Raw genomic sequence first — 14,461 nt, forward strand, 5'->3', positions numbered from 1 at the left:
GCTCCGCGGAACCCGACCCGCCGCCGGTCGTGCGGCGGCGGGTCGGGCCGTGGTCAGGCGAGCCGAGGTCAGGCGTCCGGGCGGTTGTCGAACAGCGGCTGCCACCGGCCGTCGAAACCGCCGTTGGCCGCCAACTGCCACCCCGGCGGCAGCCAAACGCCGACCTCGCGGCTCGTGCTGTCGTCGATCCCGCCGGAGTGCACGAAGTACTCGTGCTGCCGCCAGTACACGCCGTGCGACGCGAGGTCCCCGCTCACCGCGCCCCGGCTGCGGCCCGAGCTGTCCAAGCCCGTACCGGCGAACCCGCCGAAGTCGTCCGATCCCGAAGGCGTGTCCTCGTCCAGCTCCGCCGAGTACGCGCCGAAGAACCACGCCTTCGACAGGTAACCCTCACGCCCGTCGGTCAGGTCGGACGCCGCGTTGTCGCGCGACTGGTTGTAGAACCGCTGCACGCCCGTGCCGATGCCCAGCGCGGGCGTCTCGAACCGCACGTCCACCACGTCGGTCGCCAGCCAGTGCGCCTGCCACGCCGCCTGCGCCCAGTGCGTCGGCACGATGTCGGCCAGGTCCTGGAGCTCGTACGTCAGCCGCTTCACCCGCGGCCACGTGACCTTGGTGCCGTTGTCGACCCGGCTCGCCTGCACGGACGCGTTGGCGAACGTCAGCGGCACGGCGCCCAACGCCGCCACGGCACCCGCCGCGCCCTCCGGCACGAACGCGTAGTGCACGTTGCGCTTGTCGTCCGCGCCCGAGATGTTCACCTCCGCGTTCGCGGCCACCGCCATCCGCCCCGAGATGTACGCCCACGTGTTCGTCACGAACCGCAGCTCGTGCGCGTGCGGACCGGCGCTCGGCAGGTCGAAGTCGCTCTCGTCGGCCTGCCACAGCAGGAGGTGCTTCCCGGTGGAGGTCTGGAGGAAGTTGACGTCCTGGTCGTAGGACCGCCGCATGATGTGGTCCTTGTGGTGCGTCACGGTGGCGTTCGCGAACGACTCGCCCGCGCCGCCGGGGGTGCCGGTCACCCCGCGCACCACGATCTCCACCCGTTCCCAGTCGTGGATCTCGTCGCCGTCCTTGTCGGCCGCGTTGTAGACGTGGTACAGCAGCACCAACGACTTGCTGCCGTTCTCGGTGAACTCCAGCAGCGCGGTGTAGAGCGTGGGCCGGACCTTCCACCGCTCGTAACCCGCGGCACCGGCCACGTACTGGGGAACCTGGCGCCAGTTCGCGCGGTTGGTGGCGTAGACGCCGTCGCGGTCGAAGTCGAAGTTCGCGAGCCAGTCCCGGCCCTGCTTGCCGTCGTTCTCGTCACCCCGCTTGAGGATGACCGGTGCGTAGTGGTCGAGGTACGCCTGCCGCTGTGCGGCGGTGAGCGTCCAAGGGACTTGGGCCTGCGCGGCGGGCGCGGTCAGGCAGGCCGCCAGCACGGCCGCGACGAGCACGAGCAATCGGGTCATTCCCCCGACTCTCGACCCGTCGCGGCCGGCTGTCAGCGGGGTCGCGCCCCGCTGGAGCGGGACCCCGTAGCGGACGACAGCGGTCAGGCGATGGTCCACTTCTGGTTGGCCGCGCCGGTGCACGTCCAGATCTGGAGCCTGGTCCCGTCGGCGCTGGTGTTGCCGGTGACGTCCACGCACTTGCCGGTCGCGGGGTTCACCAGGTCGCGGCCCGAGGTGTGAGTCCACTGCTGGTTGGCGCCGCCCGCACAGCTCCACAGCTGGAGCTGTGCGCCGTCGGCGGTGCCGTGGTCCTTGATGTCGAGGCACTTGCCGAGCGCGCGCAGCGTGCCGTCACCGGGCCGCGACCACTGCTGCGCCGCGGTGCCGTTGCACGTGTACAGCTGCACCGCCGTGCCGTCGACGCTGCTCGCGCCCGCGATGTCGACGCACTTGCCGGCCAGGCCGGTGATCGCGCCGCCGCCCGTGCCGCCGCCGCTGCCGGGCGTGCCCTGCCAGGTGAACGTCGCCGTGGTGCGGGCGGGCAGGGTGTAGGTGAAGGACTGGTTGCCCCAGTTCACCCGGATCGACTGGGACGACGTGCCGCCGTTGTGCGCGATCAGGGCCTTGGAACCGTCAGGGTTGCGGTAGGCCACGTTCTGCACGGTGCCGTTCGCGGTGGAGTCGATCCGGTACGCGCCCGGCTTGACGAACTTCGTCAGGTGACCGGTGGTGTAGTACTCGACCGTGTAGTCGACCTGGCCGGCGCGCGAACCGCCCTCCTGGACGGTGATCAGCCCGGTGCACGTGCCGCAGCCACCGTTGTGCGGCCCCATGTTCTGGTTCAGCCCCAGGCTCCACTTCACCAGGCTGGAGCTCCAGTTGCGGGCGTAGTTGACGATGTCGGCCATGTCCTCGTTGTGCTGGTTCGAGATCCACGTGCCGCCGGAGTGCTCGGTGCTGAACTGCTTGACGCCCGGGTACTGGTTGCGCACCTGCGTGCCGACCGCCGGGTCGCCGAAGTAGCCGTGCCACGCGATGCCGCCGAACAGCGGGTCGTTGCGGACGCCCGCGTCACCGAGGATGGCCGCGCCGAAGTTGGCGTAGTCGCCGTAGTTCCAGTCGTGCACCAGCACCTTGGTGGTGATGCCCGCCGCGCGGAACGCCGGGTAGACGTGGTTCTTGGTGAACTCGACCAGCCCGGACGGGTTCCAGGCCATGCCGGGGTAGTTCATCGCGGTCGGGTTGGACGCCTGGCAGCAGTTCGGCTCGTTCTGCACGGACAGGTAGTCGATCGGCACGCCGGCCGCCTGGTAGCTCTGCACGTACTTGACCAGGTACTGGGCGTAGGTGGGGTAATGCTCCCACTTCAGCCAGCCCATCTGGTCCATCCGGCCGTTGTCCTTCATCCAGCCCGGCGCGCTCCACGGCACGCCCTTCACCCGCAGCTGCGGGTTGAGCTGCTTGGCCTGCTGCGTCAGCAGCCGCACGTTCGTGTCGTAGCCGTTCGCGCCCCAGTCGTTCAGGTCGCAGCACGTGTCGTCCAGCGAGACGTTGCCCGGCCGGGACAGGTCGGACGCGCCGATCGGGTTGCGCACGAACGACAGGCCGATGCCGTCGACCGGGTGGAACAGCTTGCGCATCACCGCGTCCCGGGTGGCCGCCGAGACGGGACCGCCGCGCAGCAGGTACGCGGTGGTGTCGGTGATCGACGCGCCGCCGCCCTCGAACTGCTGGTAGGTGGTGCCCTCGTTGACGGTGATGGTGTGGTTCGCGCTGCCGCCGTTCGTGCTGAAGGCTACGGACGGCTGCTGGGCGAGGCCGCGGGTGACGACCCGGCCGCCCGAGTCGGACGTGGTGGTCAGGTGGACGCTGACCGTCTCGCCCGCTGCGGCGGCGGGTGACGAGGCGGTGACGGCCGCCGCGAGTGTGATCACGGCTATACCGGTGCTGACGAACGCCCGACGGTGGGGAGAGGGCACCTCGGACTCCTTTCACGACGTTGTGCACAGGGTCATCGGCGGTGAAACAGAATGGAACATTTCTGGAACATCTGCGCACCTGAAGGAAACAATGGCGCAGTACCCGTGTCAAGGCCGCCGATCGTGCGCGGGAGAACCCGGTAAAGACCGTGAAAAGCAGCCGACTCAGCCGCGCGGAGCGGGCCCGGTGGACGCCCTGACCACCAGTTCCGTGGCCAGCTCGACGTGCAGCGCTTCCAGCTCGTGCCGGTCCAGCAGCCGCATCAGCAGCGTCACGGCCATCCGGCCCATCTCCTGCAACGGCTGCCGCACGGTGGTCAGTTCCGGTCGCGTGGCACGGCTGAGGTCCAGGTCGTCGAAACCGGCGACGGACAGGTCGCGCGGCACGTCCAGCCCGTGCTCCCGGGCCGCACGCAACGCGCCGACCGCCATCTTGTCGTTGAACGCGACCAGCGCCGTCGGCCGCTCCGCCAGGTCGAGCAGGTCGCGCGCGACCAGGTAGCCGTTCTCCGTGGTCGGCTCGTCCACGTGCCGCAGCAGCTCCGCCGACGGCAGCACGCCGACGTCCGACAACGCCGCCGCGTACCCGGCGAGCCTGCCGTCGCTCGCCAGCCAGTCACCCGGTCCGCCGATGATCCCGATCCGCCGGTGACCCAGCTCCACCAGGTGCGCCATCAGCCGCCGCGCGCCCGCGAAGTGCGCCGCGGACACCGAGGCCACGTCGCGCGGCAGCTCGGTGCGCGGGTCCACCACCACGAACGGGAACCGCAAGTCCCGCAACCGGACCAGCTCCTCGACCGGCTCCGGCGGCAGTATCAGGATCGCGCCGCCCACGTCGGACCGGGCGGCCAGACCGGGCAGCGCGGACGTGCGCTGCGCCGACGTGCCCGCGTTCAGCAGGACCTGCCGGTGGTGCAGGGACAACGTCTCGGCGACCGTGGACACGATCAGTCCGAAGTAGTCGGTGAGCAGGTACGGGCAGCGCACGTAGATCGGCCCGGAAGGCTTCGCGCCACGCGGCCTCGGCGCCTCCGCGCCCAGGTCGGCAACGGCCTTGAGCACCAGCTCGCGGGTGTGCGCGGCGACGTTGGCCTGGCCGTTCAGCACCCGGGAGACGGTCGCGATGGACAGCCCGGTCGCCCTCGCCACGTCCCGCACCGTCGCCCTGGCCATCCGCGCCCCCTGTTCCACGCCTGTTTCAGGATGTTACAGGCCTTCCGGACCGTCGGCCCGTCGATCCCACCCGTCGGATCGCACAGGTGCGCGCGGGCGCGGATTTCGGCAGGCTGTGCAGATGACCACCTCCGAGGCACCCGCGCGGATCGCCGTCACCGGGCTCGCCGTCATGGGCAGCAACCTGGCGCGCAACCTCGCCCGACACGGCTACCGCGTCGCCGTGCACAACCGCAGCAACGCCCGCACCAAGGCGCTCGTCGCCGAACACGGCCACGAAGGCGACTTCGTGCCGGCCGAGACGCTGGAAGAGCTCGTCGCGAGCCTCCAGACACCGCGCCAGATCATCATCATGGTCAAGGCGGGCGGACCGACCGACGCCGTCATCGACGAGCTCGTGCCCCTGCTGGAACAGGGCGACATGGTGATCGACGGCGGCAACGCGCACTACGCCGACACGCGCCGCCGCGAGGCCGCGTTGAAGGAGGTCGGGCTGCACTTCGTCGGCGCGGGCATCTCCGGTGGCGAGGAAGGCGCGCTGAACGGCCCGTCGATCATGCCGGGCGGGCCCAAGGAGTCCTACGCGCACCTCGGCCCGGTGCTGGAGGACATCGCGGCCAAGGTCGACGGGGTGCCGTGCTGCGTGCACGTGGGGCCGGACGGCGCCGGGCACTTCGTGAAGATGGTGCACAACGGCATCGAGTACGCCGACATGCAGCTCATCGCGGAGGCGTACGACCTGCTGCACCGGGTCGGCGGCATGTCGCCCGCCGACGTGGCCGAGGTGTTCCGCGGCTGGAACAGCGGCGACCTGGAGTCGTACCTCGTGGAGATCACCGCCGAGGTGCTGGGCCACGTGGACGCGGAGAGCGGCGCCGCGCTGGTCGACGTGATCGCGGACGAGGCCGAGCAGAAGGGCACCGGCCGCTGGACCGTGCAGGAGGCGCTGGAGCTCGGCGTGCCGGTGACGGGCATCGCGGAGGCCGTGTTCGCGCGGTCCCTGTCCGGGCGGGCGGGGCAGCGGGAGGCGGTGTGCGCCGCGTTCGGGCCGGCCGACGTCGTGGGCGGGACGGACGAGTCGCTGGTCGAGGACGTGCGGCAGGCGCTGTACGCGTCCAAGGTCGTCGCGTACGCCCAGGGCTTCGACCAGATGCGGGCGGCGAGCGCCGAGTACGGCTGGGACCTCGACCTCGGAGCGATGGCCACGATCTGGCGTGGCGGCTGCATCATCCGGGCCCGGTTCCTGGACCGGATCCGCGAGGCGTACGACAAGGCACCGGAGCTGCCGTCGCTGCTGGTGGACGACTACTTCCGCGACGCCGTGCGGTCGGCCGAGGCGGCGTGGCGGCGGGTCGTGGTGAAGGCCGTGACGGCGGGCGTCCCCGCGCCCGGTTTCGTGTCCGCGCTGGCGTACTACGACGGGCTGCGGTCCGAGCGCCTGCCCGCGTCCCTGATCCAGGGCCTGCGCGACTTCTTCGGCGCGCACACCTACCGCCGCACCGACCGCGAGGGCAGCTTCCACACCCTCTGGTCGGGTGACCGGTCGCAAGTGGACGCCTGACCGGATCTTCGACGGAGAACCCCGTCACGGCCGACTGCCGGCTGTGGCGGGGTTTTCCGCTGTCCGGGGCAAGAAGTCGTCACCTCGGGTGACGAGCACCGGGTTGATCAACACGTCCGGGTGGAACGGCTGTCAGATCGGCCGGAACCTCGTCATCATGGTGTGGACGCGACCTGTGCGACGCGGGCTGTGCCGACACGTCCCCTGTGCCGACACGGAGGTGCCACCGTGGCGACCCCTCACCACCGTGCCCATGGCCGCTGGCCCGCAGACGGCGGCTCGGCCGCCTGGGACGTCGACCTCGCGGTCGGGCCCGAGTGCCGGATCACCGGGCTCGGCGCCTGCCTGCCGCGCCTGTTGCTGCCGCCCTTAGCGCGGTCGTAGGCACCCCTCTCCGAACGACGACACCCCGCGCACCCGCGTGGGGCGATGACCCGTCGCTGCTCGAAAGGACCTGACATGAACCGTCCACGCCCCAACAAGTCCCACGCCGGCGAGCACACCACGGCCGGTCCTCCGGGCGGCCTCGCCGCCGTGCTCCGACACGACCTGCCCGCCTCCGTCGTGGTGTTCCTGATCGCCGTGCCGCTGTCGCTCGGCATCGCCGCCGCGACCGGTGCGCCGTTGATGGCCGGGTTGATCTCCGCGGTGGTCGGCGGGGTGGTGGCGGGGGCGTTGTCCGGGGCGCCGTTGCAGGTCAGCGGACCGGCGGCGGGCATGGTGGTGATCACCGCGGGCATCATCGCCGAGTACGGCTGGGCCGCCACGGCGGCCATCACGCTCGCCGCGGGCCTCGTGCAGATCGTGTTCGGGCTGAGCCGCGTCGGCCGGGTCGCGCTGTCCCTGTCGCCCGCCGTCGTGCACGGGATGCTCGCCGGCATCGGGCTGAGCATCGCGCTGGGCCAGGTCGCCGTCATCCTCGGCGGCACGGCGGCTACCTCCGTGGTCGACAACGTCACCGGGCTGTTCACCACCGACCTGCGGTGGTCCGCGCTGCTCGTCGGCGTGCTGACCGTGTCCGCGCTGCTGCTGTGGCCACGGGTGCCGCGAGCCGCGCTCGTGCCCGCGCCGCTGGTCGCGGTGCTGATCGCGACGCTCGCCGCGCTGAACCTCGACGTGGCCCGGGTCGACCTGCCCGGTGATCCGCTGGGCCAGGTGCTGCTGCCGCAGATGCCGTCCGGCAGCTTCGCCGGCATCGCGTTCGCGGTGCTGACGGTGGCCGTGGTGGCGAGCGTCGAGTCGTTGATGTCCGCCGTCGCGGTGGACAAGCTGCACGACGGGCCGCGTGCGGACCTCGACCGGGAGCTGATCGCCCAGGGCACCGCCAACGCGGTCGCCGGCGCGCTCGGCGGGCTGCCGGTGACCGGGGTGATCGCGCGCAGCTCGACCAACGTCGCGGCAGGCGCGCGCACCCGCGCGTCCGCCGTGCTGCACGGCCTGTGGATCGCGGTGTTCGTGCTCGCGCTCGGTTCGGTGCTGGAGCTCATCCCGATGGCCGCGCTGGCCGGTGTGCTACTGGTGATCGGCGTGCGGCTGGTGAGCCTCCGGCGGATGCGCGCCCTGTGGCGGCACGGCGAGTTCGTCGCGTACGCGGTCACGGTGGTCGGCGTCGTGCTGCTCGGGCTGGTGGAAGGCGTGCTGCTCGGAGTCGCGGTGGCGGCGCTGCGGTCGCTGCACCGGCTGACCCGCAGCTCGGTGCGCATCGAGCCCGAGGCGGACGGGTGGCGCGTGGTGATCCGCGGCTCGCTGGTGTTCCTCGGCGCCGGACGGCTGGTGCGCGGGCTGCGCGCCATCCCGTTGGGGCAGCGCGTGGTGCTGGAGCTGCACATCGACTTCCTCGACCACGGCGCGTACGAGGCGATCGACGACTGGCGCGTCGGCTACGAGCGGCTGGGCGGCCACGTCGAGGTGGACGAGGTGCACGACACGTGGTTCAGCAAGGCCACCAAGGGGATTCCGGCCCTGCGCAAGACACCGCTGTCGCCGTTGCCGAGGTGGTTCGCGCCGTGGTCGCACTGGCAGCGTCGGCACGCCCTCGCCGTGCCCCGGCAGCGCGTCGACGTCGACCCCATGATCCGCGGGATGCGCGAGTTCGAGCGCACCACCGCGCCGCTGGTCCGCCCGTTCCTGTCGGAGCTGGCCGCGCGCGGCCAACGACCGCGGCAGCTGTTCATCACGTGCGCCGACTCCCGCGTGGTGCCCAACCTGATCACCACCAGCGGGCCGGGCGACCTGTTCTGCGTGCGCAACATCGGCAACCTGGTGCCGATGGACGGCGACGACTCGGTCGGCGCGGCGATCGAGTACGCGGTGGAGGTGCTGAACGTCGGGACGATCGCGGTGTGCGGGCACTCGGACTGCGGCGCGATGAAGGCCGTGGTGCACGGTTCGACCCGGCCCGGCACGCGGCTGCACGCGTGGCTGAAGGGCGTCGAGCCGAGCCTCGTCCGGTTCCACGCGACCGAGTCGGACCTGCCGGTGGTGGACCGGCTGGCGGTGGCGAACGTGGCGCAGCAGCTGGACAACCTGCTGACGTACCCGAGCGTGCGCGAGGCCGTGGCGACGCGGTCCCTGCGGCTGGTCGGCATGTACTTCGACATCTCGGCGGCCCGCGTCTACCTCGTCGACCCGGAACGCGACGGCCTGGAGCCGGTGTGCGTGTGATCGGCGCCGCGAGGGCGCGCTCACTCGCCGGACACGGTCAACGCCAGTTGCGCGCCGAGGTAGGCGCGGCAGGGTGACGGCAGTCGGCGGCTCCACCAGCGGGTGCGGCAGGTCGGGCAGCGGCCGTGCTCGTCCGGGGTGTGCTCGTCCAGCAACGCCTTGACCGCCGTGACCACGCGGGGCAGCTCGCAGCGGGCCAGCTCGACCGCCGTCTCGTCGTCACCGGTCGACGCCAGGCGGACCAGCGTGGCCAGGTGCTCGTGGAGGGACCGGTCGAGCTGGCTGAAGACGGTGACGGACACCTTCGGCGCTCCTTCCCGCGGGGGTGGGCGGTGCTCACGCAGCCTGTTCCGGCATGCGGCCGACTGCAAGTTGCAGTACACGAATGGATGACGTCACTTTGCGCGCTTGTCGCCGGGCCACAGACTGTGCTGTGTCGCCGGGGCTGGAGGTCGCCGAATGGGAAGGTATGCGGATGGCACGGGGCAGCAGCCCGACGTTGCGCAAGCGTCGACTGGTCAGTGAATTGCGCAGATTGCGCGAGTCGGCCGAACTGACGATCGAGGAGGTCGGTGAGCGGTTGGAGTGCTCGGCCTCCAAGATCAGTCGCATCGAGACCGGGCGGGTCGGCGTCACACCGCGCGACGCCCGCGACATGCTCGCCGTCTACGGGGCCGATCCGGTGACGCTGGAAGAGCTCGTGCAATTGGCACGTGAGGCGCGGCGGAAGGCATGGTGGGACGAGTTCGGCGATATCGCGCCCGGCCGTTACGTCGGATTCGAGGCGGACGCCGAGTCGGTGCGCACTTATCAGGGGCTAATAATCCCGGGCCTGCTCCAGTGCGAGGCCTACACGAGGGCGTTGATCCGCGAGGTGCTGCCCGACACCGCGCCCGTCGAGGTCGACCGGCGGGTGGAGCTGCGCAAGGCGCGGCAGGCGTTGCTGCTGGAGGACGACCCGCTGCGCTTGCACGTCGTGATCGACGAAGCCGCCTTGCGTCGGCTGATCGGCGGCAGGGAGGTGATGGCCGAGCAGGCGCGGCGACTCCGTGAAGTCGGTGAACTGCCGAACATCACCCTTCAGGTTGTCCCTTTCGAGTCCGGTGGCCATGCCGCGATGGACGGGCCGTTCGTGATCCTGGCGTTTCCCGAGCACCTGGATCCGGACGTGGTATACATCGAAAGCACGCATGGCGACGTCTATTTGGAGCAGCCCTCGGACGTCGTCAGGTATGCCGACATGTTCGCGCGGCTCTGCGCGGAATCGCTCGACCCGGACGCGTCGACCGCGCTGATCGGGCGGGTGGTGCGCGAGCTCGGCTGAAATCCGAGGTGAATTGCCATGCAACGGGAATGGCGCAAGAGCACGCGGTCGTCGGCGGGTGGCCCGGAGTGCGTGGAAATCGTGCTCGGACCCGCCGGGGCCGGTGTGCGTGATTCGAAGAACCCGACCGGCGTGGAGTTGGGCTTCGGCGCCACGCCGTGGGATCGATTCGTCGGCACGGCGAAGAACGGCGTGGTCGACTCGCGCTGAGGAAGTCGTTCCGCATTCGGCGGTTCGGGGACGTGCCCTAGGGTGCGTCCCCGACTTCTGTCACGGGCCCGTACGACCGTGGTCTGGTGGCCGGTCAGCCCCTGGCCGGATGCGCCCGGCGGTGACGTCGCGGTGGACTCCCCTTAGCCTGCACTCCGGTGCTCGCTCATGATCCACACATCATGATCCACAGGGGGATTTGGCCATGGCATTGCTGACCGACGCCTTGGAAGGGCTCGCCGGTCTGCCCCAACCCGCCGTGCTCGCGGTGACGGGCGCGTTGACGTTGGCGGAGTGCACGCTGGGCGTGGGGTTCATCGCACCGGGGGAGAGCGCGCTGCTGCTGGCGGCGACCACGGTGACGACCGTGCCGCGGTTCCTGGTGATGTGGCTGGTGGTGTCGGTGTGCGCGATTGCCGGTGACAGCATCGGCTACTTCCTCGGGCGGAAGTACGGTGACCGGCTGCGCGAGAGCAAGATCGTGCGCAAGATCGGTCAGGAGCACTGGGACAAGGCGGGGGCGTTGCTGCGGCGGCGCGGTGCGTGGGCGGTGTTCTTCGCCCGGTTCATGCCGGTGGTGCGGACGCTGGTGCCGGCGTCGGCGGGTGCGTCGAAGCTGGAGTACCGCCGGTTCCTGCCCGCGTCGATCGCCGGTGCGGTGAGCTGGTCGGCGCTGCACATCGGCATCGGGTCGGCGGCGGGGGCGTCGGCGAAGTACATCGAGTCCGTGTTCAACGGTGTGATGTGGGTTTTGATGGCCGTCGCGATCGTGGTCGGCGTCGTGGTGGTCCTGCGCCGCCGCCGCGCGGCGTCCAAGCCGAACACCCCCCGCGAACTCGAAGAAGTCGCCTAACCCAGTGAGTCCTACGTTCAGAACGCGTGAGTCGTACCTTCGGAACGCGTGAGTCCTACGTTCGGAACTCCCGTGTCCTACGTTCACGACCCCCGAGTTCAACGCTCAAGACATCGATCTTGTACTGAGCGTTGAACTCGGGGGTTCTGAACGTAGGACACGGGTGTTGAGAGCAGCGGATGTTCCGCTGTCTGGTCCAATCTCGCTCACCGGGGTTCGCCCTGTGTGGTTGATCGGACACGCTTAGCGTAAGAATGCGGCTACAGGACGACTGGAGCCAGACTGAAGTGATCTCCTAGGCTCCTTCGTGGGGTTCGACTTTCGGCGAAGGAACGGTCGGTGGCAGACGGCGGCGGAGAGCGCTTGCGGTTCGAGGTGCTCGGCCTTCTCCGGGCGGCGCGCGGCGGCGAGGAGGTCGACCTCGGCGCCGCCAAGCAGCGCGCCGTCCTCGCGGTGCTGCTGCTCGCCCGCAACACGCCCGTGAACCGCGGCCAGATCATCGAGGCGGTCTGGGGCGACAACACGCCGCCCAGCGCCGTCAACCTCGTCCAGACGTACGTGGCCGGCCTGCGACGCGCCCTGGAACCCCGGCGGGCACGGCGGGCGCCGGCCGAGTTGCTGACCTCCGTCGGCGACGGCTACCTGCTGCGCGTCGACCCGACCGCGGTCGACCTGGACGAGTTCGAACGCGGCGTGGCGACGGCGGCCCGGCTCCGCTCGACCGGCGACCTGGTCGCGGCGGCCACCACCCTGGACGAGGCCCTCGGCCTGTGGCGCGGTGAACCGCTGGGCGGCGTCGCCGGGCTGTTCGCCGAGGTCGAGCGCGGCCGTCTGGCCGAACGCAGGCTCGCGGTGCTGGAGGAACGGGCGGAGCTGCTGTTGCTGATCGGCCGCGGCGCCGAGCTGGTGCCGTCCCTGACGACGCTCGTCGGCGAACACCCGTTGCGCGAACGCGGCCACGGCCTGCTGATGCGCGCCCTCTGCCAGGCGGGACGGCAGGCCGAGGCGTTGGCCGTGTACCGCGAGGCACGTCGGGTGCTGATCGAGGAGCTTGGCGTCGAGCCCGGCCCGGAGTTGCGCAAGCTCCAGCAGGCCGTGCTGTCCGGCGAGAACCCCGAGCCCGAGCGCCCGACCCGGCCGATGACGCTGCGCCCCCTGGGCGAGTCCGCGCCCGCCATCACGCCCGCTCAGCTGCCGCGCGCCTCGGCGACCCTGATCGGCCGCGACGACGAGCTGAAACGCCTCGACGGTCTGCTGGCGGCACACCCCGACGGCGGCCTGGTGCTGGTGGTCACCGGGCCGGCGGGGGTGGGCAAGACCGCGCTCGCGCTGCACTGGGCGCAGACCGTGCGCGAGGACTTCCCGGACGGCCAGCTGTACGTGGACCTGCACGGCTACGACCCGAACCAGGAGCCGCTGGGCGCGGGCGAGGTGCTGAGCCGGTTCCTGCGCACGCTCGGTGTGCCGTCGGCGGACATCCCGGTCACCGCGGAGGAGCGGTCGGCTCTGTTCCGCACCCTCATCGCCGACCGCCGCATGGTGGTGATGCTGGACAACGCCCGCGGTTCGACGGAGTTGCTGCCGCTGCTGCCCGGCCCGCCGTCGTGCGTCGTGGTGACGTCCCGGCGGCGGCTGGTCGGCCTGGTCGCGCACGCCGAGGCCCGGTTGGTCGAGCTGGACATGCTGGACCTGGACGCGTCGGTGGCCGTGGTGGGCCGGATCGCGGGCCGGGACGGGACTGAGGCCGCCGCGCTGCGCCGGTTGGCCGTGCTGTGCGACGGCCTGCCGCTGGCGCTGCGGATCGCGGCGGCCCGGCTGGCGGTCGCGCCGACGTTGCGGGTCGCGGAACTCGTGGCCGAGTTGGACGACGAGCACGGCCGGTTGGCGGCGCTGGGCCTGGAGGACGAGGACTCGACGGTCCGCGCGGCGCTGGACGCGTCACGCCGGGCGCTGTCTCCGTTGCCCGCGCGGCTGCTGGCGTTGCTGGGGCTGCACCCCGGCCCGGACGTGACGGGGTTCGTGGTGGCCGCCATGGCACGGGTGCGGGTCGGCGAGGCGCAGCGCGCGCTGGACGCCCTGACGGCGGCGAACCTGCTGTCGGTGAACGAGCCCGGCCGGTACGGGGCGCACGACCTGGTGCGCGTCTACACCCGGACGTTGGCCGCCGAACTGCCCGCGGAGGTCCGGCGCGAGGCGACCGGCCGGATGCTGGACTACTACCTGCACTGCGCGGACCTGGCCGACGGTCAGCTGCCGGTGGGGCGGGGCAGCGTGCGGGTGGCGCCCGAGCACGTGCCCGCGGAGATGCCGAAGCTGGCCGGCCCGGCCGCCGCGACCGCCTGGCTGGACGCCGAGCAGGGCAACATCATCGCCGCCGCCGAGCTGGCCGCCGCACCCGCCGAGGCGCCGGAGTGGCCGGTGCACGCGTGGCAGCTGCCGTACACGCTGTCGCGGTTCCTGTGGCTGCGGGCGGACCGGACGACGTGGCTGCGGACGACGGAGGCCGCGCTGGAGGCGGCCACCACGCTGGGTGATCCCGAGGCGAGGTTCGTGATGCTGTTCAACCTGGGCATCGCGCTGGCCCAGTTCCAGCGGATGGACGAGTCGCTGGCCCGGCACCGCGAGGCGCTGGACGTGGCGCGCGCGTCGGGTGACCTGAACGCGCAGGCCAGGGCGTTGACGACGGTCGCGGACATGCTGGCGTTCCTGGGCAGGCCGGCCGAGTCGGAGGCGTCGTACCGGGAGGCGCTGGACGTCAGCCGGTCGGCCGGGTCGCGGTGGGCCGAGGCGAACGCCCACCACAACCTCGGGCTGCTGCACATGTCCTCCCGCCGGTACGACGACGCCAAGACGTGGCTGCGTGCGGCCGTGACGATGTACCGGGAGGTCGGCGAGCAGTGCGGTGAGTCGACCTGCCACACGGACCTCGCGACGGCGCTGCTGGAGTCGGGCGGCGAGGGCGAGGCGCTGGCGTCGGCGCGCACCGCCCTGTCGGTCGCGACGGCCGCCGCGAGCCCGTACCACCAGGCGATGGCGCACGACCGGCTGGCCGCCGTGCTCGACCGGCTGGGGCTGCCCGGCGCGGTGGCGCACTGGCAGCGCGCGCTGGCGCTGTTCACCGAGCTGAACGCCCCGGAGTCGGACCAGGTGCGGGAACGCCTGGCCCGCGCCCGCGCCACCGCCCCCGTCTGAGCCGCGGTCCGGAGCGCCGCCCGACACCCGGACCGGCACGTCCCTGATCGGTCGAGTGGTCTGGAC

Annotated in this window: 10 protein-coding genes; 6 read left to right on the plus strand and 4 right to left on the minus strand. The window is 71.5% G+C overall.

What is annotated here, in order from left to right; all coding sequences use genetic code 11:
- Positions 1-68 precede the first annotated feature (68 nt).
- The 3 genes from OQ02_RS09335 to OQ02_RS09345 form a co-directional block, all read right to left on the minus strand.
- Positions 69-1,457, minus strand: coding sequence for a hypothetical protein (locus tag OQ02_RS09335; RefSeq protein WP_033437831.1), 1,389 nt, complete (start codon positions 1,455-1,457; stop codon positions 69-71).
- A gap of 83 nt (positions 1,458-1,540) precedes the next feature.
- Positions 1,541-3,373, minus strand: a complete 1,833-nt coding sequence (locus tag OQ02_RS09340; protein WP_231499924.1) for a ricin-type beta-trefoil lectin domain protein — start codon at positions 3,371-3,373, stop codon at positions 1,541-1,543.
- A 210-nt stretch (positions 3,374-3,583) separates the two neighbouring features.
- Positions 3,584-4,609, minus strand: coding sequence for a LacI family DNA-binding transcriptional regulator (locus OQ02_RS09345; protein WP_197043256.1), 1,026 nt, complete (start codon positions 4,607-4,609; stop codon positions 3,584-3,586).
- Between the two features lie 103 nt (positions 4,610-4,712).
- Here OQ02_RS09345 and gndA point away from each other — a divergent pair, with 103 nt between their 5' ends.
- Positions 4,713-6,152, plus strand: a complete 1,440-nt coding sequence (gene gndA, locus OQ02_RS09350) for an NADP-dependent phosphogluconate dehydrogenase (protein WP_033438027.1) — start codon at positions 4,713-4,715, stop codon at positions 6,150-6,152.
- Between the two features lie 459 nt (positions 6,153-6,611).
- Positions 6,612-8,816, plus strand: coding sequence for a SulP family inorganic anion transporter (locus tag OQ02_RS09355; protein ID WP_033437834.1), 2,205 nt, complete (start codon positions 6,612-6,614; stop codon positions 8,814-8,816).
- Positions 8,817-8,836: 20 nt separating this feature from the next.
- Here OQ02_RS09355 and OQ02_RS09360 read toward each other — a convergent pair whose 3' ends face one another.
- Positions 8,837-9,118, minus strand: a complete 282-nt coding sequence (locus tag OQ02_RS09360) for a hypothetical protein (protein WP_033437835.1) — start codon at positions 9,116-9,118, stop codon at positions 8,837-8,839.
- Between the two features lie 173 nt (positions 9,119-9,291).
- Here OQ02_RS09360 and OQ02_RS09365 point away from each other — a divergent pair, with 173 nt between their 5' ends.
- The 4 genes from OQ02_RS09365 to OQ02_RS09380 all read left to right on the plus strand — a co-directional run bounded on the left by OQ02_RS09365 (position 9,292) and on the right by OQ02_RS09380 (position 14,395).
- Positions 9,292-10,140: a helix-turn-helix domain-containing protein gene (locus OQ02_RS09365; RefSeq protein WP_033438028.1), complete on the plus strand. Its 849-nt coding sequence runs from the start codon at positions 9,292-9,294 to the stop codon at positions 10,138-10,140.
- A gap of 18 nt (positions 10,141-10,158) precedes the next feature.
- Positions 10,159-10,350, plus strand: coding sequence for a DUF397 domain-containing protein (locus OQ02_RS09370; RefSeq protein WP_033437836.1), 192 nt, complete (start codon positions 10,159-10,161; stop codon positions 10,348-10,350).
- Between the two features lie 205 nt (positions 10,351-10,555).
- Positions 10,556-11,203: a DedA family protein gene (locus OQ02_RS09375; protein WP_033437837.1), complete on the plus strand. Its 648-nt coding sequence runs from the start codon at positions 10,556-10,558 to the stop codon at positions 11,201-11,203.
- Between the two features lie 339 nt (positions 11,204-11,542).
- Positions 11,543-14,395, plus strand: coding sequence for an AfsR/SARP family transcriptional regulator (locus OQ02_RS09380; protein ID WP_033437838.1), 2,853 nt, complete (start codon positions 11,543-11,545; stop codon positions 14,393-14,395).
- Positions 14,396-14,461: the final 66 nt, after the last annotated feature.

This window comes from Saccharothrix sp. NRRL B-16314, assembly GCF_000716595.1.
Lineage (GTDB): Bacteria > Actinomycetota > Actinomycetes > Mycobacteriales > Pseudonocardiaceae > Actinosynnema.